Consider the following 19,722-nt stretch of genomic DNA (forward strand, 5'->3'; position numbering starts at 1 on the left):
CGACCATGCCGCCCCGCGTGTCCGCCGGTCCGCCCGCGCCGACACCGCCCGGGGCGCACGCCTCGCCGGGCCAGGTCGTGCGCTGGGTGTTCGACGTGCTCAACACCCACCACGCCGCCCCGCTGCGGGACGTCCTCTCGGCCGGGTCCCGGACCCGCCTGCCGATCGGGACCTACCGCGGCGTCGAGGACATCCTCGGGTTCTGGGACGGCGTGCTCGCCGCCCTGCCCGACCTGACGATGACGATGCAGGCGATGGCCGAGCAGGACGACACCGTGTTCGTGCGCTGGACCCTGACGGGCACCCACACCGGCGCCGACCTCGCGGGCGTCGCGCCGAGCGGAGCGCGGATCGATCTCGACGGCGTCGACCACGCGACGGTGCGCGACGGCGTCGTCGTCGCGAACTTCGTGATCTTCGACCAGGTCCAGGTCGCTCGGCAGCTCGGACTGGCACCCGGCGAAGGGAGCCGCCTGGACGTGGCCCTGCGGCGTGGCGCAGGCCTGCTCACCCGCCTGCGCCACTGACGGCCCCGGGTCAGTCGGCTTTCTTGCGGACCCGTCCGTGGGTTCCGCCTCGGCCACGGAACTCCACGCCGGCGTCGACGAGGAGTCGACGGACGCGGCCGATGCTGTAGCCGGTCTCGGAACAGATCTCGCGGATGCTCTGGCCCCGCTGGTACCGCTTGAGCAGCTCGCTGGAGAGCTTCTCGCGCTCGGGACCGGTCACCCGCTGGTTGCGCGCCAGGTCGGGGGTCTTCGCCATGGCGCACATTCTCACCGCGAGTGGTCGTTGAGCGCCACCACCTGGGGTTACTTGGCGGTCCAGCGGTCAGATCTCGCGTCGAAACGACGCTGCGTGGTCACTCTCCCCAGCATCGGGGTGACTATGCGTGCCCGGTTCGTGCCCCACACCGCCGCGGTAGGCGGGATACTGCCGTCCGCGCGGCGTCACGTCGGCCTCCGACTCCGCTCCCCACGCCGACCAGCCCTCGCGGGGGTAGCGCGCGAACATCTCGAGGTACGGACCGGGGGAGCACGCCTCGATGAGCTCGTAGGCCTCGTCCGGCTTGCGGGAGTGCTCCCGCTTCACGGTCTCGATCATGTTGACCTGGCGGCGCGCCGGGTCGAGCGTGCGCATCGACCCGCGCACCCCGAAGAGGATCAGCTCGGTGACGTTGCGGAAGTAGAAGCCCACGCCCCGCCCGTCCGGGCCGCCGTCCTTGCGGCGCTTGGCCCACACCAGGTTCGAGACGTAGCGGAACCCCCAGCCCTGCATCACCGCGAGGCCCTCGGGCAGCAGCGCGTTCGGCACCCAGAGGTAGAGGTGGGCGTTGTCCGCCACCACGTCGGCCACGGGCAGCGCCGCGATCTCCGGGGCGGTCATCGTGTCGTACCGGTCCAGCCGACGGTGCTCCGGCGCGACCTTCCCGGTGCGGTTGGAGAACCGCCAGGGCGGGTCCGCGTACACACATGACCACCCGCCCGCGGTGTGCGGCAGCGGGGTCGACTCCAGCGGGGTGACGTCGACGCGCAGCGGGTCGGCCCGGGGCACCCGCCGGGGCCGCCGCGTGGCCGGCCCGCGGCTCGGATCGGCGGCACTCGGATCGGCGGCACTCGGGTCGGCAGCGGCGGTGGTCACGGGAGCGACCGTAGCCGGGGGGTCCGACAGCCCCGGGGCGGCAGCCGCCCGCGGCGTCCCGTCGGCGGCGCTCACCCGGACCACCCGTCGAGCACCGGCTGCTCGGCCGCGACCGTGCCGACCCGCGCGACCGGCGCCGCCTCCCCGTCGTCGAGACCCCAGCACCGGGCGGTGACGGCGACGGCGAGCAACGGGCACCCGCCGGCGTCCCCCCGGGTCATCCGGGACTCGAGCTTGCCCAGGTGCGTGGTGGTCGACGTCGAGAACCGGCTGCGGATCTGCTCGTCGGAGTGCCCCGCGTCCCGCGAGAGGCGTCGGGCGAGCTCACGCACGTCGTCGTGGGTCCTGGTGAGCAGCACGGCGCCGTCGATGAGCCCGGCGTCGTAGAGGCTGCGGTAGGCGCCGATGTCCCGGTCGAGGTTGCCGTCCTTGGCGTTCCACTCGACGTCGAGCGCGACCCGGCCCTTCACGTTGTCGACCTTGTAGCCCTCGTTGCGCACCTCGTTGCACCGTTCGACGACGTCGCGCTCCCCGGCGGGTGCCCACGGCTGCACCTGGAGCACCGAGCGGACCACCGTGTCCACGCGGCCCTCCCGCCAGCCCCGCCCCCGGAAGTCGTCGTTGAGCCGGTGCGCCAGCCGGGACTCGTTCCCGCCCGCCTCGATGAGGTCCGCGGTGCCCAGCACGAAGTCGTCGAGCACCGCGCACAGCTCGGCGAACTCCTCGGGAGCGGTCGCCGCCAGGACGGCGGCCGCGTTGCGGGTCTCCCGGAGCTCGTACCGCTCGCCCAGCGCCGCCAGCCGCGCCAGCGGGACGGCGGCGGGGTCCGCGCCGCCCGCGCGCGACCAGCTGTCGGTGAGCTCCATCGTCGGGCAGTCTCCCAAACCGGGTCCGCACCCCCGCAGACCTCACGGGGAGTGGTGCGGTTTCCTGGACACGACGCCCGCGCGCGGAACCCGGGCGCGTGCGACGAGAGAACCCGGGGGGCCGATGACCACCACGACGCCGGCTCACGGCCTGCCGCGGCTCGCCCCGCCGCCCCCGCCTCCCGACCGACCCGCCGTCGCGTGGTGGCCGGTGCTCGGCGTCGCGGCCGCGCTGGGGCTCGTCCTGGGCGTCCTCTCGGCGCGCTACGGCTACTTCGGCGACGAGTACTACTTCATCTCGGCCGGGTCCCGGCCCGCCGCCGGGTACGCCGACCAGCCGCCGATGCTGCCGCTCCTCGCGGCCGCGCTGCAGCACCTCGCGCCCGGGAACCTCGTGGTCCTGCGGCTGCCGTCGACGCTGCTCTCCGCGGCTGGGGTCGTCGTCGCCGCGGTGATCGCCGCCGAGCTCGGGGGCGGACGGCGGGCCCAGCTGCTGGCCGCCGTCGGGACCGCGGCCAGCCCCTACCTGCTCGCCACCGGCCACCTGCTCGCGACGTCGACCGTCGACCCGTTCTGCTGGTCGGTCGCGCTGCTGCTGCTGGTCCGGTGGCTGCGGCTCGAGAACCGTCCCGACTCCCGCGGGGCGGCGACCCGGGACCGGCTCCTCCTCGGGCTCGGCGTCGTGATCGCGGTCGCGCTCTTCGACAAGATCCTCATCCCGGTGCTGCTCGTGGGCATCGCGATCGGGGTGTGGGTCGCCGGCCCGCGACGGCTGCTGCGCCGCCCGATGCTGTGGATCGGGCTCGCGATCGCCGCGGCCTCCACGGTGCCGACGCTGGTGTGGCAGGCCCAGCACGGGTGGCCGCAGCTGCGGATGGGCTCCGTGGTCGCGGGCGAGTCGTCGCTGTTCGGGAACCGGTGGGAGTTCCTGCCGTTCGCGCTCTACTACGCCGGGGTGCTGCCCGGGGCGGTGCTCGTCGTGATCGGGCTCTGGGCGCTGCTGCGCAGCGAGCGCCTGCGTCCGTGGCGCAGCCTGGGGATCGCCTGCGCCTTCGTCACCCTGGCGCTGCTCGCGGCGGGCGGGCGGCCGTACTACCTGTCGGGGCTCTACGCGCTCGTGCTCGCGGCCGGTGCCGTGGCGGCGGGCACGCTGACCGCCCGGCCCTGGCACCGGTGGTGGCGCTGGACGCTGCGGCCGGCCGCCGTCGTGGTGGGCGCGGTGCTGGCGATGGCCTGGGTGCTGCCGGTGGGTCCGTCGTCGTGGCGGGCGCCGACCGAGTTCGAGACGATGGGCCAGGTCGGTTGGGCGGACTTCACGACGGGGGTCGCGCAGACCTGGCAGGCGCTGCCGCCGCCGCAGCGCGAGCACACCGTCGTCATGGCCTACTCGTACTGGTACGCGGCGGCGCTCGAGCACGAGGGCCCGGCCCGTGGGCTGCCCTCGCCGATCTACTCGACCCACCGCGGCTTCGGCTACTTCGACGTCCCGCCCGGTTCCGAGGATGCGCTGCTGGTCGGCGAGGTGAAGTGGGCACCGCGCTTCTGCTCGCGGCTCGTCCCGCTCCCGACCGTCGCCGGGGCCGACTTCGCCCCGGTCAACGACGACGTCCAGATGGCCCTGTGCACGCCGCGGGAGCCGTGGGCGCAGGCGTGGCCGTCGTTGCGGAACCTCGCGTAGGTGCGCTGCGCGCATGTGAGCACTTTTCCGTGCTATGACACGGAATAGTGCTCACACGGCGAAGCCACCTCCTGCTGGCGCTCCTGCTGCTGCTGGCGGGGTGCGCCGCGCCCGCGGGGTCGTCGTCGGGTGCGCCCGACGGGGCCGCCGGTCCGGCACCGTCGGTCCGGCTCGGGACGAACGGCGCCGCCGTCCCGCGGATCGACTGGCGACCGTGCGGTGGCGCGTTCCAGTGCGCGACGGTGCCCGTGCCCCTGGACTACCGGAACCCGACGGGGCCGACGATCCCGCTCGGGATGGTCCGCCTCCCCGCGCTGGACCCGGCCCACCGGATCGGCACCCTCGCGGTCAACTACGGCGGCCCCGGCACCCCCGGCACGTCGAGCCTGCGCCGGCTCGCGTCCCGGTTCGACGGCGTGCGGGCGCGGATGGACGTGCTCGCGGTGGACCCGCGCGGGGTCGGGCAGTCCAGCCCGGTGCGCTGCGGACCGTTCGACGGGCAGCCGGTGCTGCCCGCCGGGTCCCCGCTCGCCGACCCGGCCGGGTTCTGGACGGCGGCCCGCGCGGCCGGGCAGGCGTGTGCGGCCGCGTCCGGTGAGCTGCTGCGCCACCTGTCCACGGCGAACGCCGCCCGCGACCTCGACCTGATCCGGCAGTCCCTCGGCGACCCGGAGATCAGCGTCTACGGCTACTCCTACGGCACCGTGCTCGCCGGGACCTACGCGAACCTCTTCGCAGACCACACCCGGGCCCTCGTCGTCGACGGCACCCTCGACCTCGCCGCCAACGCCGGGAGCGGTGACCCGGGCCGGCCGGTCGACGTGCGGGCCGGGGTGGCGGCGGCGCGCGACGCCTCGGTGCAGGCGTTCCTCGGCGCCTGCTCCGCCGCCGGGCCGGGACGGTGCGCGCTCGCCGCCCCTCCGGGCGCCGATCCCCACGCCCGGTTCGACGCCGCCGTCGCCGCCTCGACCCGCACCGGCGGGTCCGCGGCGCTCGCCGACCGGGTCTCGACGGCGTTGGAGTCCGGCGGGCGGCTCGGCTCGCTGGCGCGCGGCGTGGCCGCCCTCGCCCCGGCCGGCGTCGCGCCCGGTCCGGTGGTGCCCGACCGGACCGCCGGCGCCCCCGGGCACTCCACGGCCTTCCTCGCGATCCAGTGCACCGACGTCGTGACGCCGAGCGCGGCGCAGATCACCGCGCTGCTGCCCGGCGAGCAGGCCGCCCACCCGCTGTTCGGGGTGCCCACCGCACTGAACACCGCGGCGTGCGTCGACTGGCCCGCGATCGACCCCGACCGCTACCTGGGCCCCTGGAACGCGCCGCTGCGGGCCCCGGCGCTCGTGATCAACGCCCGCGAGGACCCGGACACCCCGCTCGCGAACGCCCGCGCCACGGCCGCGGAGCTCTCGTCGGCGCGGCTCCTGACCGTCGACGGGTTCGGGCACACCACACTCGATCTCCCGAGCCGGTGCGCCCAGGACGCCGCGGCCGCCTACCTGGTCGACCCGACGAGGCCTCCTGCTGACGGCACCGTGTGCCCGCCCGACCCCGGAGCGGTGGCGTTCTCGTAGGTGCGCTCCGCGCCCGTGAGCACAAATTGATGCCCTGGCGTCAATTTGTGCTCACGAGCGCGGCAGCGCACCGGGACCACACGAAGCCGTCGGGCCGGATGACGATGACGTCGCCGTCGCTCGCCCCGTACGCCTCGCGCAGCACCCCGTCCGCGGCGATCGCGTCGGCGTCGAGCACCTGCACCGTCCCGGGCAGCTCCGGAGCGGGAGCCGGCCCGCCGAACGCCAGCACCGTCCAGTCGGCCGCGCGTCGTTCCGCGAACAGATCGGTGGCCGCCCCGTCGACGACCAGCGGCGCGTCCGGCGCACGGTCGCCGGGCCGCGGACCGGGCCCGTCGTCGTCCGCGACGGCCAGCGGACCACCCCGGTAGTTCGTGGCGAACCCCGCCGTGTCGCGGACCTGCTCCGGCGTCCGATGCCAGAACTGCCGTCGGGTCAACTGCCCCGAGAGGCCCAGCACGCCCGCCGCGACCGGGAGCCGCTCGGCGGTGTAGGTGTCGAGCAGCGACTCCTCGGCCCGGCCGGCGGCCACCGCGGCGAGCTTCCAGCCCAGGTTGACCGCGTCGCTGATCCCGGTGTTCATCCCCTGCCCACCCGCGGGCGAGTGGACGTGCGCCGCGTCCCCGGCGAGCAACACCCGGCCCACGCGGTAGTCGTCGACCATGCGGACGTTGAGCCGCCAGTCCCCGCAGGTCTCCACGCGGCGTACACGGATGCGCGGGGCGAGCGCGTCGATCAGTTCCCGCAGTACCGGCTCGGACGAGCGCACCGACGGGTCCGAGTGCGCGATCTGTACCTGCCAGGTCGGCGTGGCCGGCAGCGGGCAGAGCGCGAAGTACATCGCGCCGCTCCCGACCAGCGGCCCGGGCTCGGACCACATGTGCCAGTGGTCCCGGTCGAGTCCGTCGAGCTCCACGTCGCCGAGCAGCAGGCGGACCTCCTCGTGCGTCTCGCCGAGGAAGCCGATCCCGAGCTCGCGTCGCACGGTGCTCGACCCGCCGTCGGCACCCACCACCCACGACGCGGCCACCGTCCCGCCGTCCTCCAGCGCGACCCTCACCCCGTCGTCGTCCTGCTCGAGGCCCGTGACGTGGCGGCCGTACTCGATCTCCACGCCCTCCTCGGCGAGCCGCTCGCGCAGCACCTGCTCGGTGCGCCACTGCGGGATGATGAGCGAGCGGGCCCACGGGGTCGTCGGGTCGGGCTCGGCGCGGTTCAGGACGACGTCCTCCGCGGTCCCGTCCGCCCCGTGCCGCCGGATCGCCAGCTCGAACGCGCCGAGCGAGACCAGGCGGTCGGCCACTCCCATCGCGTCGAGCAGCTCGAGCGTCCGCGGCTGCATGCCCTTGCCCCGCGACCCGCGGTGCGGCCCGTCCGCGGCGTCGAGCACCCGGACCCGCACTCCCCGCCGTGCGAGCTCGATCGCCGCCGTGAGCCCCGTCGGACCCGCTCCCACCACCAGCACGTCATCCATGGGGTGAGACTACAACGCAACTGAGACTTAGTGTCAAAAGAATTTCCGTGCCATAATCGCAGCCATGGGGCTACGGGAGCGGAAGAAGGAGCGCACACGCGCCGAGCTGCAGCGTCATGCGCTCCGGCTCTTCCGCGACCACGGGTACGCCGAGACGACGGTCGACGACATCGCGGCCGCTGCCGAGGTCAGTCGCAGCACGTTCTTCCGGTACTTCCCGACCAAGGAGGACGTCGTCCTGTTCGACGACGTCGACCCGGTGATGGAACGCGTGATGCACGGCCTGCCGGACGGCACCCCGCTGCTGGCGGCGGTGCGGACGGTGCTGCGGGAGTCCTTCGGATCGCTCGACGACGAGGCCCGCGCGCTCGAGGAGGTCCGTATGGAGCTGGCCCGCTCGGTGCCCCAGATCGCGGCGATCCTGCGCGAGCGCAACGCGTTCGCGGTGGAGCAGGTCGCCGGGATGGTCGGGCCGGCGACGGGTCGGGATCCCGCCGACCCCGAGGTCCTGCTCTTCAGCGGGATCGTGCTCGGCGCCCGGCACGCGGCGCGCGCCCGGGTCGAGGCCGGCCGGGCCGCGAGCTACGTGGACGAGCTGGACGCCATGCTCGGGCGGCTCGGCGCGGGGATCCCGCTGGCCGACGAGCCGGTCCGTGCCCGGGCTCAGTCGCCATGACCCAGCACCAGCTCGGGCAGGAATCCGTGCTGGTAGAGCCGCTTTTCCCGGATCATCGGCGAGAAGATCGCGGCCATGAACAGGGCCGAGAACAGCACGAAGCACGGCAGCGCGACCCGCAGCCAGCCCGGCCCCGGCAGGAGCGCGAGCAGGGCGGCGGGCACGCACTGCACGGCGGTGCGCGAGAGCTGGCGCAGGAACCAGGTCCGCGCCGTGAGGTCGTGCAGCACCCAGTCGCCGTACCGCACCGGCAGCCGGGCCCCGAACGCGTAGGCGAGCCACCGCAGCACGCCCGGTCGGGGGGTCCTAGCCACGCGGTCCCGGACGCAGGCCCAGCGCCTGCGCCGCGAGGCTCGCGAGATGGGTGGGCTCGTGGCCGCCGTTCTCGAGCTGGCGGATCTGGGTGCGGCACGAGTAGCCGTCCGCGAGCACCGTCGTCTCGCCCGACGCCGCCCGGACCGCGGGCATGAGTCCGCGCTCCGCGCACGCCGTCGACACCTCGTAGTGCCCGTCCTCGAAGCCGAAGTTGCCCGCCAGTCCGCAGCAGCCCTCGTCGAGCACGTCGGCCTGCACGCCCAGCGCCGAGAGCACCGCACGGTCCGCGTCGGTGCCCAGCTCGGCGTACTGGTGGCAGTGGATCTGGACCAGGGCGGAGCGCTCGGAGCCGTCGGCGAGCCCGGCCAGCTCGTCGGTGTGCTCGGCCAGCACCTCGGCGAACGTCCGGATCGACGCGGACGCGGTCTGCGCCAGCTCGTGCTCCCGGCCGAGCACCTTGAGCGAGTCGCCTCGCAGCGCCGCGGTGCACGAGGGCTCCAGCCCGACGACGGGCACGCCGTCCTCGAGCCACGGCCGGATCCGCTCGAGGCTCCGCGCGATGATCTTCCGGGCGGCGCCGACCTGCCCGGTGGTGACCCAGGTCAGCCCGCAGCAGACGGCCCCGTCGGGCAGCTCCACCCGGTAGCCCAGCGCCTCGAGCACCGCGATGGCGTCGAGCGCGAGCTCCGGATCGAACGCCTCGGTGAAGGTGTCCGGCCAGAGCAGGATCCGCTTCCCGACGTCGGGTCGGGCGGCGTGGTCGGTCTTCCCCAGCAGCCGGCGCAGCGGCTTGGCCGCCAGCGGCGGGATCGAGCGCTGCGGCGCGATCCCGCCCGCCTTCTTGGCGAACCCGGCGAGCGCGGGACGGTTCGCGAGCGCGTTCGCGAGCCGCGGCGCGCCCGGGATCGACCCGGCGATCCGCAGCCACGCCGGCAGCCAGCCCATCGACCAGTGCGACCGCGGCCGGTTCTTCGCCCGGCTCCCCGCGTAGTGCTGCGCGAGGAACTCGGTCTTGTAGGTGGCCATGTCGACGCCGACCGGGCAGTCGCGCGAGCAGCCCTTGCAGCTCAGGCACAGGTCGAGGGCGTCGTGCACCTCCTGCGACTGCCAGCCGTCGGGCACCAGCTGTCCGGACGCCATCTCGAACAGCAGCCGGGCGCGGCCGCGCGTGGAGTGCTTCTCCTCGCCGGTCACCCGGTAGCTCGGGCACATCACGCCGCCCTGCGCGGTGACGCACTTGGCCACCCCGATGCAGCGGCGCATCGCGGAGCCGAAGCCGGTCTCCGGGTGGCCGTCGTGGGTGAGGTCGAGCTGGGTGCGGGTCGGGATCGTGGGCTGGCCGAGGAAGACCCGGACGTCGTCGTCGATGCGCGGCGGGTCGACCACGCGGTGCGGGTTCATCCGGCCCTCGGGGTCCCACGCCGCCTTGAAGTCGGCGAAGGTCTCGATCATCCGCGGCGAGTACATCCGCGAGAGCAGCTCGGCTCGGGCCTGGCCGTCGCCGTGCTCACCGGACAGCGATCCACCGTGGGCGACGGCGAGGTCGGCGGCGTCCTCGAGGAACCCCCGGAAGTTGCGCAGACCCGCCGTCGTGAGCAGGTCGAAGTCGATCCGGACGTGCAGGCAGCCGTCCCCGAAGTGGCCGTAGTAGGCCCCCGAGCGGCCGTGCTTGGAGAGCAACGCGTCGAACTCGCGCAGGTAGTTGCCGAACTGCGCCGGCTGGACCGCGGCGTCCTCCCAGCCCGGCCACGCCTCGACGCCGCCGGGACCGCGCGTGACGATGCCCGCCCCGTCCTCGCGGATCTTCCAGAGCCCGCGCATCGCCGTCGGGTCGCTGACGACCTTGTGGTCGACGGTGGCCCCGGCCAGCTCCTTCGCGATCGCCTCGGCCTTCGCCTCGGCCTCCCCGCGGTCGGCACCGCCGGTCTCGACGTAGAGCCAGCCGGTGCCGCGGGGCAGCTGCTCGTGGGTCCGGTCGTCGGGGCGCGCGGCTCGCAGGGCGCCGATGACGCCGACGTCCATGCCCTCGATCGTCAGCGGCGAGTGCTCGCGGATCGGCACGACGTGGTCGGCCGCGGTGTAGGCGTCGGCGAAGCCCAGCACGGCCAGCGCTCGCGCGGGCGGCGACTCGACCAGCCGGACCGTCGCGCCCAGGATCGTCGCGCAGGTGCCCTCGGTGCCGACCAGCGCCCTGGCCAGGTCGAACCCGTGCTCGGGCAGGAGCTGGTCGACGTTGTAGCCGGAGACGCGGCGGGTGAGGTCGGGGGTGTCGGTGCGGACGAGGTCGGCGGTCCGGTCGCGCAGCGCCCTGAGGTCGCGGTAGACGCGGCCCTCGGTGCCGGGGCGCTTCGCCGCGGCCTCGATCGCGGCGTCGTCCATCTCCCCGCCGACGGTCATACGGGTGCCGTCGGCGAGCAGGACGTCGAGCTCGTGCACGTTGTCGACGGTCTTGCCCCACGCCACCGAGTGCGATCCGCAGGCGTTGTTGCCGATCATCCCGCCGAGCGTGCAGCGGTTGTGGGTCGACGGGTCCGGGCCGAAGGTCAGGCCGTGCGGACGCCCGGCGTCGCGCAGGTCGTCGAGCACGGTGCCGGGCTGGACCCGGGCGGTGCGGGCGTCCGGGTCGACCTCGAGCACCCGGTGCATGTGGCGGTGGAAGTCGACGACGACGGCCTCGTTGATCGACTGTCCGCAGATGCTGGTGCGGGCGCCGAGCGGGAGCAGCGGGACGCCGTGGCGGCGGGTGATCTCGACCGCCCGCTCGACGTCGTCGGCGTCGACCGGCTGCACCACCCCGATCGGGACGTGGCGGTAGTTCGACGAGTCGGCCGACCACATGGCCCGGCTCGCCGTGTCGAACCGGACCGCGCCGCGCACGGCTCCCGCGAGCTCCTCGGCCAGCAGGGAGGTCGCGGTGCTCGGGCGGCTCGGGGCGGTCGTCATGGGCCCATCCTGCTTGGCGATCATGCGGCGTGCAGCACCGTGTGAGTCACGACGGCGTCAGCAGCCACGAGAGGTCGTCCCCGACGGCGAGCTCGACGGGCGTCTCGTCGCGGCGGAACAGCCGGGCGGTGTTGCCGCCGAGGCGCAGCGTGTCGTCGGTCCGGTGCAGCCAGGCCCCCTCCCGGAGTCCGACGACGGGCTCGGGGTTCATCTCGTGGAACTCGACGATCCGTTCCTCGCGGGTCTCGCCCTGGTGGGTGCTGGTCGGGTCCGGGTCGAGGTAGTGCGGGTTGACCTGGAAGGGGACGCGCGCGAGGGCGTCGAACCCGCCGGGGTCGACGATCGGCATGTCGTTGGTGGTCCGCATGGTCGGGCAGGCCAGGTTCGTGCCGGCCGAGCTCCCGGTGTAGCGGCAGTCCGGGTTCGCGCGCAGGCCGTCGAGGATCCCGAGCCGGCGGACGTCGTGGAGCAGCCGGAAGGTGTTGCCGCCGCCGACGAACACGGCTCGTGCGTCGGCGATCGTGGCGGCCGGGTCGGGTTCGCGGTGCAGCGGTCGGAGGTCGATGTCCTGACCGAGGGCCCGGCTGACCCAGGCGACGTAGTCGTCGTGGTCGGCGCGGGCATAGGGCACGAACCACACCGGTCGGCCGCCGAGATGGCTCGCGAGGATCTCCCGGGCGTGCGCGAACGGCGCGGCGCCGCCGGGTGGGCGTGAGTTGGACAGCAGCAGGACGTCACCGGGCACGCGTCGCAGCGTGGCATGCGGCTCGGGTCAGGGTCCGGCGGCCGGCTCCGGTCGCGGCGGCACCGCGGGCGTGCCGAGCGGCACCGTCCGCAGCGCGCCCGGCGCGTCGGCCGGCACCACCGGAGCGACGGGTGCCACCGGCGTGAGCCGCTCGTACGCCGACCCCAGCGGCGGGCGCGGGTCGGCCTCCCCCTTGTTCGGCCAGAACGCCATCGCCCGCTCGGCCTGCGCGGTGATCGTCAGGGACGGGTTCACACCGAGGTTGGCCGAGAGCGCCGACCCGTCGACCACGTGCAGCCCGGGATGCCCGTACAGCCGCTGGTAGCCGTCGATCACGCCGGTCTCCGCGGAGGCCCCGATCGCGCAGCCGCCGATGAAGTGCGCCGTCATGGGCACGTCGACCGCCTCGCCCCAGGTACCGCCCGGGTCGCCGTCGATGAGCTCGGCCATCCGCCGCGTCGTGGCGTTGGCGGCCGGGATCCACGTCGGGTTCGGCGTCCCGTGCCCCTGCCGGGAGACGAGCCGGCCGAACCGGCGGCGCACCGTGATCGAGTTGTCCAGCGACTGCATGACCAGCGCGATCACCGTCCGCTCCGACCACCGCCGCTTGTCCAGCGACCGGGCCAGTGTCCGCGGGTGCCGCACCATCGCCCCGAGCAGCTTCACCAGCCGCGGCACCTTCCCGCCGCCGTCGGTCATGAGCGTGGTGAGCAGGCCCATCGCGTTCGACCCGTGCCCGTAGCGGCACGGCTCGATGTGCGTGTCGGCGTCCGGGTGCCAGGACGAGGTGATCGCCACCCCGCGCGAGAAGTCCCGCGGCCCGCCGCGCTCGGGTGCCCGTCGCGCCATGGCCCCGACGAGGGCCTCGGAGTTCGTGCGGGTCAGGTGACCGAGCCGTTCCGAGATCCGCGGGAGCGTCCCGGCGTCGCGCAGCCGGTGCAGCAGCGTCTGGGTGCCCCAGGTCCCGGCGGAGAAGATCACCTCGTCGGCGGTGAAGACCTCACGACGACGACGGGAGCGCCGCGTCGGTCTCGTCGTCACCTCGTAGCCGCCTCCGGACCGCGGCCGTACGGAGAGCACCGTCGTCTCCGGGTGGACGACGGCGCCGGCGCGCTCGGCGAGCCCGAGGTAGTTGCGGTCGAGGGTGTTCTTCGCGCCGTGGCGGCAGCCGGTCATGCACTCGCCGCACTCGATGCACCCCGTGCGGTCGGGGCCCGCGCCGCCGAAGAACGGGTCGGGCACCGTGACGCCCGGGCCGTCGCCGAAGTACACGCCGACCTGCGTCGGCGTCACGGTGTCCTCCCGGCCCCACTCCCGCGCGACCCGTCGCATGACCTCGTCCGACGGCGTCACGCTGGGCTGGGTGACCACGCCGAGCATCCGCTGCGCCTGGTCGTAGAACGGGTCCAGCTCGGCGCGCCAGTCGGTGATCGAGGCCCACTGCGGGTCGCGGTAGAACGCGGGCGACGAGGGCTGGTAGAGCGTGTTCGCGTAGTTCAGCGAACCGCCGCCCACGCCCGCCCCGGCGAGGACCACGACGTCGCGCAGCACGTGGATGCGCTGGATGCCGTAGCACCCGAGGGCGGGCGCCCACAGGAAGTTCCGGACGTCCCACGACGTCGAGGGCAGCGTCTCCGGGGTGAAGCGTCGCCCGGCCTCGAGCACCCCGACCCGGTAGCCCTTCTCGGTCAGGCGCAGCGCCGAGACGCTGCCGCCGAACCCGGAGCCGATGACGAGGACGTCGTAGTGGGGCGACTGCACCGACGCACGCTAACCCGCCGGTAGCTGTAACGGAAGGTCACACGTACAACGTGTCAGCCACACTGACGCTCAGCGCGCGGCGGTGTCCTTCGCCTCGCGCGCGACCCACCGCGCGGTCTCGGCGTCGAGGAGTCCGCGCAGCACCGCCGCGTTGGCCGGCGACACCGGCGCCCCGTCCTTGAACTGCCGCCCGCGGACGCCGACGTAGGGAGCGCTCGGCTTCCAGTCGGGGTGGGCCATGATCGTCTCGGCGGAGACCCGGTCCTCGGGCGGGATGACCCCGATGACGCCGTCGGCGTACCAGCTGACCTCGGTCGCCGACTCGGTGCGGCTGTACGGGTTGCTGTCGAAGATCATCACGGCGGCGATCCGGCCACGGCCGTCCCACTCGTGGATCCAGCCGACGGTCCCCGGCCCGACGCGCTTCTCCCGGGAGTGGGAGACGGCGAGCTGCCAGGACGCGCGCTTGCCCGTCCAGTCGCCGTCGATGTCCCAGCGTGCCGCCGGTGAGCGGACCCAGGCGCCGTCGTCCTCGGGGTTCTCCGCCGGGGTCCACGCGAGCATCACGTCGGAGAGAATCTCGAAACGGGCGGAACGGCTGGTCACAGGCTGCCTCCCAGGGGTGGTGGTGAGCTCCGAGGTACTCGGGACTCAGGGGACCAGCATGACCTTCCCGACAGCGCCGTTCTCCACCGCCTCCTGAGCGGCGACGACGTCGTCGAGTCCGAAGGTCGACGCCGGCAGCGGAGTGAGGGCCCCGGCCGCGACCGCACCGCGGACCCAGGCGACGTCCGCCGCCAGGTCGGTGGGGCGTACGCCGTAGAGCAGGACGAACCGCAGGGTGGCGTTGCTGGTCATGAATCGGCGCACCGGCAGCACCGGATCGTTGGGCTCGTTGGCGTACACCGCGATCTCGGTGCCCGCCCCGGCGACGGCGAGGTCCAGGTCGAGGTTCGCCCCGAGCGCGACCTCGACGATCCGGTCGACGCGCTCCGCGTACCCGCGGACCCGCTCGATCGCGCCGGCCTCGCGGTAGTTCACGACGAAGTCGGCGCCCGCCGCCCGCGCGAGCTCGCCCTTCTCCTCGGAGCTCACCGTCGTGATCACGCGCGCGCCCGCGTACTTGGCGAGCTCGATCGCGTAGTGCCCGACCGCGCCCGCCCCGCCCGCGACGAGCACCGTCGCGCCGTCGAGCGCCTCGGGGTCGGCCCGCAGGCAGTGCGCCGCGGTCACGGCGGGGACGCCGAGGCAGGCGCCGAGGTCCTCGGAGGCCCCGTCGGGCAGCGGGACGGCGCGCTCGGCGGGCAGGACGCAGTACTCGGCCGCGGTGCCGAACTGGTTGCCGAACGCGGCGAGGTGCAGCCAGACCGACTGGCCCGTCTCGCGGTCGGTCACGTCCGGGCCGACCGCGTCGATCACCCCGGCGCCGTCCTGGTGCGGGACCTGGAAGTCCTCCGGATCCCGGCCGGTGAGCCCGGCCCGCGTCTTCCAGTCGGTCGGGTTGATCGCGGACCGGGTGATGCGCACGCGGACCTGGCCGGGCCCCGGGTCGGGGGCCTCGATCTCCTCGACGGCGAGGACGTCCGCGGCGGGTCCGGTCTTCCGGTAGACGGCAGCCTTCATGTCCCCAGGATTCCCCGGTGACGGCGTTGTCGCACCCTTCCCGACACGATCAGCCCGCACGCAGTTTCCGGTCGTCGTCCGGGAACGCGCCGGCGTCGCGCAGCGCGCGTGACCACCCCGTGCAGCGCTCGACGACGCGGTCCAGGCCGTGCTGCATCCCCTCGAGCACCGGGTCGAGCGCCGCCTCCGTCACGTCCTCGATGTCGTGGCGCAGCTGGGCACCGCGTTCGGTGAGGACGGCGCCGCCGTCCCGGGACACCAGGAGTCGCCGATCGAGCAGGTCGTCGAGGGCCGCCTGGATGTCGGCCTCGGCCCAGGACCGGGTGCGGGTGTAGTCGCGGGTGGTGATCCCGACGTGGGCCTCGGTCAGCAGGTTCGCCTCGATCGGCCCGATCCCCGCCCCGAGCAGCGCGGCGAGGTGGGCGTCGCCGCGGAACTCCCGCAGCAGGTTCGCCGCGTGCCAGAGCCGGCCCCAGGCGTCGCCGGGCCAGTCGAGCGCCGAGAGTCCGGCGAACAGCGGTTTGCCGAGCAGCGGAGCCCGGTCCAGGCCGCCGCGCAGGACGGTGACGACCTCCTCGACGTCGCGGCCTGGCTCGCCCAGGACCCGGTGCAGGCAGCGGACCGCGCCGGCCTGCTTGGCGGCGAGCACGTCGGGGACGGTGGCGGTGGTCAGCGCGCTCTCGTAGATCCCGGAGAGCATCTCGGGCTCGAACACCCCGAAGCTCGCCACCACCAGCGGGGTGGGAGGCAGGCCGAGCGTGCCGGCCCGGCCGAGGACGTAGCCCGCGAAGCGGGCCAGGCCGAGCGCCGCGTACTGCTCGCGGGCCTCCTCGGAGTGGACGTGCACCATCGCGATCGGCTCGATGGCGTCGCGCAGCCGCCGCGCCGGGGTCGGTTCGTCGCTCACCCGGGCTCGGTACCCGGCGTCCGCGCCGCTCACCCCGCGGCGCGCTTGTACGGGTCCGGCGGGAACCACCCGGCGTCGACCACCCGGTCCGCCCACCGTCCGAGGGTCACCAGCAGCTCGTCGAGCTCGTCGCCGAGCGCGTCGAGGACGCGCTGCTGGGCGAGGTCGGTGGCCACCTCGATCCCCTCGCGGGCCGCGCGTCCGCCCGGGGTGAGGCCACCGTCGGCGATCCACCCGCGGGCCGCGAGCCGCGCCACGGCCGCGTCCATGGCCTCCGGCGACCAGCCCCGGGTGCCGGTGTACTCGTACAGGTCGAACCCGATCCGCAGCTCCGTCAGGATGTTCGCCTCGAGCCCGTCGATGCCGGCCGCGGTGCACGCGCCGAGGTGGGCGTCGCCGCGGTGCTCGCGGTAGAGCGTGGCGACGTGCCAGAGCGCGGCGTGCGGGTCGGTGGGCCACGGCAGGTCGCGCAGCCCGGCGTAGAGCGGACGCCCGGCGAGGTCGGCGGGGCCGGCCGCGTCGAGGGCCCCGCGCAGCGAGCGGGTCACCCGCCCGATCTCGGCGACCTCGATCCCCTCCAGCGCCGCGCGCAGGCTCTCGCCGCCGCCGAGCTCGCGGACCCCGAGCAGGTCCTCGACGCTGCACGCGGCGCGGGCCCCTCGCCAGAGCTCGCCCGCCAGTCCCGGCTCGAACACCGCGAAGGTGGCGGCGACGACGCCGGGGGACGGGTCGCCGAGCACGCACGCCCGGCCGCCGACGTAGCCGGTGAGGAAGTCCAGCCCGGCCTTCGTCAGGTGCTGGTGCGCCGGCGCACCCCAGACGCTGACCATCGCCAGCGGCTCGAGCACGTGGCGCAGCCGCAGCGCGGGGGTCTCGGGAGCGGCCGCGGCCACGCCGGTACGGGGCTGGAAGAACGTCTCGCGGGCCTCGGCGAAATCCACGTGAGGAATTGTGTCCCACACCACTGTCGCCGTCGACGACACATCACCCGCGACCCCGTCCGACCGGCGGGGTGCGTGAGGTGCCCGGCGGGGTGTGGACTCGGACGATCACCCCCGGCGAGAGGGCAGCCGATGTCCGTGGACGACTCCTCCTCCGTCACGGCGCGGGCCGTCGCCGATGCCGACGCGGCCCTCGGTCGCCTCGCGGGCATCGTCGGGAAGCTCGGCGACGGGGACCTGCACCGCGCCCACCGCGACGGCGGATTCACCGTCGCCCAGGTGATCTCGCACATCAACGTCTCGGTGGTGCTCTGGTGCGGGGACGTGGCCCGGCTCCGGGCCGACCCCGACCTGCGGTTCTTCTTCCGCGAGGAGATCGGGCACGACGCGAAGGGCTACCCGCCGCCCACCGTCGCGCTCGCCGTCGGCCAGCTCGCCAGCACCCGGCGCACCGTCGCCACCGTGCTGCCCGACGTTCCCGACGAGATCCTGCGGCGCACCGTCGAGATCCCCGACCTCGGCACCATGACCGTCGAGGAGTGGACGCCGTTGATCATCGGCCACGCCACGGGCCACGTGGATCAGGCGGTGGAGATCCTCGTCGACCGCGACGCGATGCCGTGACTCAGCCCAGGGTGAACGGGTCGCGGGTGCCGCCGGTGAGCTCGACCCAGACCGCCTTGTCCTCGAGATAGGCGTCGACGGCCTTGGCCCCGTTCTCCCGGCCGAGCCCGGAGTCCTTGTAGCCGCCGAACGGCACGCTCGGCGCGACGACCCGGTAGGCGTTGATCCACACCGTGCCCGCCTTGATCCGCGCGGCGATCCGGTGGGCGCGGTGCACGTCCTTGGTCCACACCGCCCCCGCCAGGCCGTACGGGGTGTCGTTGGCGAGCTTCACGGCCTCGTCCTCGTCGGTGAAGGTCGTGGCCGCGAGCACCGGCCCGAAGACCTCCTCGCGGAACACCGTGTCGGTGGGCTTCACCGAGAGCACCGTCGGCTTCACGAAGTAGCCGCCCAGACCCTCGTCGGCCGCCCCGCCGTAGGCGACCGTCGCGCCCTCGTCGCGGGCCGTGCGCAGGTAGCCGACGACCTTCTCGTACTGCATCCCGTTGGCCACCGGACCCATCTCGGTGTCCTCCGCGAACGGGTCCCCGAGCTTGATCTGCGAGGCGCGCTCGGCGACCAGGCGGACCAGCTCGTCGTGGACGTCGGCGTGCACGATCAGCCGCGAGCCCGCCATGCAGGTCTGCCCGGTGGCCGCGAAGACGCCGGCGACGAGGCCGTTGGCGGCGGCCTGCAGGTCGGCGTCCGGGAACACCACCTGCGGCGACTTCCCGCCCAGCTCGAGCGTCGCCGGGTTGAGGTTCTCCGCCGCCGCGACGGCGACCTTGCGCCCGGTGGCGGTGGACCCGGTGAAGGCGACCTTGTCGACGCCGCGGTGCGCCGCGAGGTGCGCGCCCGGGCCGCCGGTCGAGGAGGTCACGACGTTGACCACGCCGTCCGGGATCCCGGCCTCGGCGATCAGCTCGGCGAACCCGAGGGTCGAGCCGGGGGCGTGCTCGGAGGGCTTGATGACGACGGTGCACCCCGCGGCCAGCGCGGGCGCGACCTTCCAGCTCATCAGCAGCAGCGGCGAGTTCCACGGCGTGATCGCGGCGACGACACCGACCGGCTCACGGCGGGTGTAGACGAGGTAGTTCGGGTTCGGCGCTGGGATCTGGCGGCCTTCGAGGGTGGCCGCGATCCCGGCGTAGTAGTGGTACCAGCCGCCGAGCCCGTTGAGCTGGCCGAGCATCTCGCGGTAGAGCTTGCCGGAGTCGTTGACCTCGAGGCGGGCCAGGCGTTCGGCGTTGGCGGTGATGAGGTCCGCGAGGCGGCGCAGACAGGCCGCCCGCGCGAACCCGGTCAGCTGCCCCCACTCGCCGTCGAGGGCGGACCGGGCCGCGGCCACGGCGTTGTCGACGTCCTCGTCGCCGCCGTCCGGGATCAGCGCCCAGGACTTGCCGGTGTAGGGGTTCTGCGACTCGAAGGTCTTCCCCGAGACCGCCCCGACGGCCTTGCCGCCGATCACCATCGACAGCTGTTCGAGGTCGCTCACGTCGTCTCCTTCGACCCGCCGTGGCCGTGCCCGTGTCCGTGGCCGTGCCCGTGCGCGGGGGACTCGGCCGCGGGCGTGATCATCGGCTCGCCGGCCCGCAGCGGGACCTGTTCGTAGCGGCCCTCGTGCGCCGCGACCGGGCGGGTGTCGCCCTTGAGCTCGGGGTGCTTGTCCTCGAGGCGCTGGCGCTGGTCCCACTTCCGCTGCATCGCGGTGAGGTACTCGCGGTTGCCGTGGTAGGTGCCCCGCCATGTCTGGGGCATCTGCTCCTTCGCCAGCCCGGCGTCGGCCTGGCCGTGCAGCGCCGGGCGCGACGGCACCTTCCGGGTGGCCTCGCCGCACTCGGGGCAGGCGGGTGCGGGGGCGTCCCGGCCCATCAGCCGTTCGAAGCGCAGGCCGCAGTCACAGCGGTAGTCGTAGATCGGCATTCGGGAGGCCCTCCGGGCCATGTGAGTGGATTTGGTCGTCCAGACGACCAAATCCACT

Annotated in this window: 19 protein-coding genes; 5 read left to right on the forward strand and 14 right to left on the reverse strand. The window is 74.2% G+C overall.

Annotation, left to right across the window (positions count from 1 at the left end; genetic code table 11):
* Window positions 1–5 precede the first annotated feature (5 nt).
* Window positions 6–527 carry an ester cyclase gene (locus tag LQ327_RS07275; RefSeq protein ID WP_230730945.1) on the forward strand — a complete coding sequence of 174 codons (522 nt, stop codon included), beginning with the start codon at window positions 6–8 and terminating at the stop codon, window positions 525–527.
* Between the two features lie 10 nt (window positions 528–537).
* Here LQ327_RS07275 and LQ327_RS07280 read toward each other — a convergent pair whose 3' ends face one another.
* From LQ327_RS07280 to LQ327_RS07290, 3 genes are all read right to left on the reverse strand, one after another.
* Window positions 538–765: a helix-turn-helix domain-containing protein gene (locus tag LQ327_RS07280; protein ID WP_230730947.1), complete on the reverse strand. Its 228-nt coding sequence runs from the start codon at window positions 763–765 to the stop codon at window positions 538–540.
* 66 nt (window positions 766–831) lie between these two features.
* A complete protein-coding gene (locus tag LQ327_RS07285) occupies window positions 832–1,641 on the reverse strand; it encodes an MT-A70 family methyltransferase (protein WP_230730949.1) in 810 nt (269 codons plus the stop codon).
* A 71-nt stretch (window positions 1,642–1,712) separates the two neighbouring features.
* Window positions 1,713–2,507: a BglII/BstYI family type II restriction endonuclease gene (locus LQ327_RS07290; protein ID WP_230730951.1), complete on the reverse strand. Its 795-nt coding sequence runs from the start codon at window positions 2,505–2,507 to the stop codon at window positions 1,713–1,715.
* Window positions 2,508–2,631: 124 nt separating this feature from the next.
* On the opposite strand from LQ327_RS07290, the gene LQ327_RS07295 reads away from it, so the two are divergent.
* Together LQ327_RS07295 and LQ327_RS07300 are read left to right on the forward strand one after the other, a co-directional pair.
* Complete coding sequence (locus tag LQ327_RS07295; RefSeq protein WP_230730954.1) at window positions 2,632–4,185, forward strand: ArnT family glycosyltransferase; 1,554 nt, start codon at window positions 2,632–2,634, stop codon at window positions 4,183–4,185.
* A gap of 47 nt (window positions 4,186–4,232) precedes the next feature.
* Window positions 4,233–5,753, forward strand: a complete 1,521-nt coding sequence (locus LQ327_RS07300) for an alpha/beta hydrolase (protein WP_230730956.1) — start codon at window positions 4,233–4,235, stop codon at window positions 5,751–5,753.
* Between the two features lie 40 nt (window positions 5,754–5,793).
* Here LQ327_RS07300 and LQ327_RS07305 read toward each other — a convergent pair whose 3' ends face one another.
* On the reverse strand, window positions 5,794–7,227 hold the full coding sequence (locus LQ327_RS07305; protein ID WP_230730958.1) for an FAD-dependent oxidoreductase: 1,434 nt from the start codon (window positions 7,225–7,227) through the stop codon (window positions 5,794–5,796).
* Window positions 7,228–7,291: 64 nt separating this feature from the next.
* Here LQ327_RS07305 and LQ327_RS07310 point away from each other — a divergent pair, with 64 nt between their 5' ends.
* Complete coding sequence (locus LQ327_RS07310; RefSeq protein WP_230730960.1) at window positions 7,292–7,903, forward strand: TetR family transcriptional regulator; 612 nt, start codon at window positions 7,292–7,294, stop codon at window positions 7,901–7,903.
* Here the strand turns inward: LQ327_RS07310 and LQ327_RS07315 are convergent.
* The 8 genes from LQ327_RS07315 to LQ327_RS07350 all read right to left on the reverse strand — a co-directional run bounded on the left by LQ327_RS07315 (window position 7,891) and on the right by LQ327_RS07350 (window position 17,138).
* The gene (locus LQ327_RS07315; protein WP_230730962.1) at window positions 7,891–8,217 is read right to left on the reverse strand and encodes a DUF5313 family protein; all 327 of its coding nucleotides are present in this window, start codon (window positions 8,215–8,217) and stop codon (window positions 7,891–7,893) included. The genes LQ327_RS07310 and LQ327_RS07315 overlap by 13 nt on opposite strands.
* Window positions 8,210–11,161 carry an FAD-binding and (Fe-S)-binding domain-containing protein gene (locus tag LQ327_RS07320; protein WP_230730964.1) on the reverse strand — a complete coding sequence of 984 codons (2,952 nt, stop codon included), beginning with the start codon at window positions 11,159–11,161 and terminating at the stop codon, window positions 8,210–8,212. Before LQ327_RS07320 ends, LQ327_RS07315 begins: the two co-directional genes overlap by 8 nt.
* Window positions 11,162–11,207: 46 nt before the next feature.
* Window positions 11,208–11,906, reverse strand: a complete 699-nt coding sequence (gene pepE / locus LQ327_RS07325; RefSeq protein WP_230730966.1) for a dipeptidase PepE — start codon at window positions 11,904–11,906, stop codon at window positions 11,208–11,210.
* Window positions 11,907–11,933: 27 nt separating this feature from the next.
* Window positions 11,934–13,667: a GMC oxidoreductase gene (locus LQ327_RS07330; RefSeq protein WP_230730968.1), complete on the reverse strand. Its 1,734-nt coding sequence runs from the start codon at window positions 13,665–13,667 to the stop codon at window positions 11,934–11,936.
* Between the two features lie 69 nt (window positions 13,668–13,736).
* Window positions 13,737–14,273: a hypothetical protein gene (locus tag LQ327_RS07335; RefSeq protein WP_230730970.1), complete on the reverse strand. Its 537-nt coding sequence runs from the start codon at window positions 14,271–14,273 to the stop codon at window positions 13,737–13,739.
* A 45-nt stretch (window positions 14,274–14,318) separates the two neighbouring features.
* Entirely contained in the window at window positions 14,319–15,290 is a 972-nt protein-coding gene (locus LQ327_RS07340; RefSeq protein ID WP_230730972.1) for an NADPH:quinone reductase, read from the reverse strand.
* A gap of 49 nt (window positions 15,291–15,339) precedes the next feature.
* On the reverse strand, window positions 15,340–16,197 hold the full coding sequence (locus tag LQ327_RS07345) for an SCO6745 family protein (protein WP_230730973.1): 858 nt from the start codon (window positions 16,195–16,197) through the stop codon (window positions 15,340–15,342).
* 29 nt (window positions 16,198–16,226) lie between these two features.
* Entirely contained in the window at window positions 16,227–17,138 is a 912-nt protein-coding gene (locus LQ327_RS07350; protein ID WP_230730975.1) for an SCO6745 family protein, read from the reverse strand.
* Between the two features lie 132 nt (window positions 17,139–17,270).
* Between LQ327_RS07350 and LQ327_RS07355 the strand changes: the two genes are divergently transcribed.
* Entirely contained in the window at window positions 17,271–17,762 is a 492-nt protein-coding gene (locus tag LQ327_RS07355) for a DinB family protein (RefSeq protein ID WP_230730985.1), read from the forward strand.
* Window position 17,763: 1 nt separating this feature from the next.
* Here the strand turns inward: LQ327_RS07355 and LQ327_RS07360 are convergent, their stop codons facing one another.
* Window positions 17,764–19,236, reverse strand: coding sequence for an aldehyde dehydrogenase (locus LQ327_RS07360; RefSeq protein WP_230730987.1), 1,473 nt, complete (start codon window positions 19,234–19,236; stop codon window positions 17,764–17,766).
* Window positions 19,233–19,664 (reverse strand): FmdB family zinc ribbon protein, encoded by a 432-nt coding sequence (locus LQ327_RS07365; RefSeq protein WP_230730989.1) that lies wholly within the window; start codon window positions 19,662–19,664, stop codon window positions 19,233–19,235. The genes LQ327_RS07360 and LQ327_RS07365 overlap by 4 nt, the downstream gene beginning before the upstream one ends.
* Between the last annotated feature and the right edge of the window lie 58 nt (window positions 19,665–19,722).

The sequence above is a fragment of the Actinomycetospora endophytica genome (assembly GCF_021026375.1).
GTDB classification, from domain to species: domain Bacteria; phylum Actinomycetota; class Actinomycetes; order Mycobacteriales; family Pseudonocardiaceae; genus Actinomycetospora; species Actinomycetospora endophytica.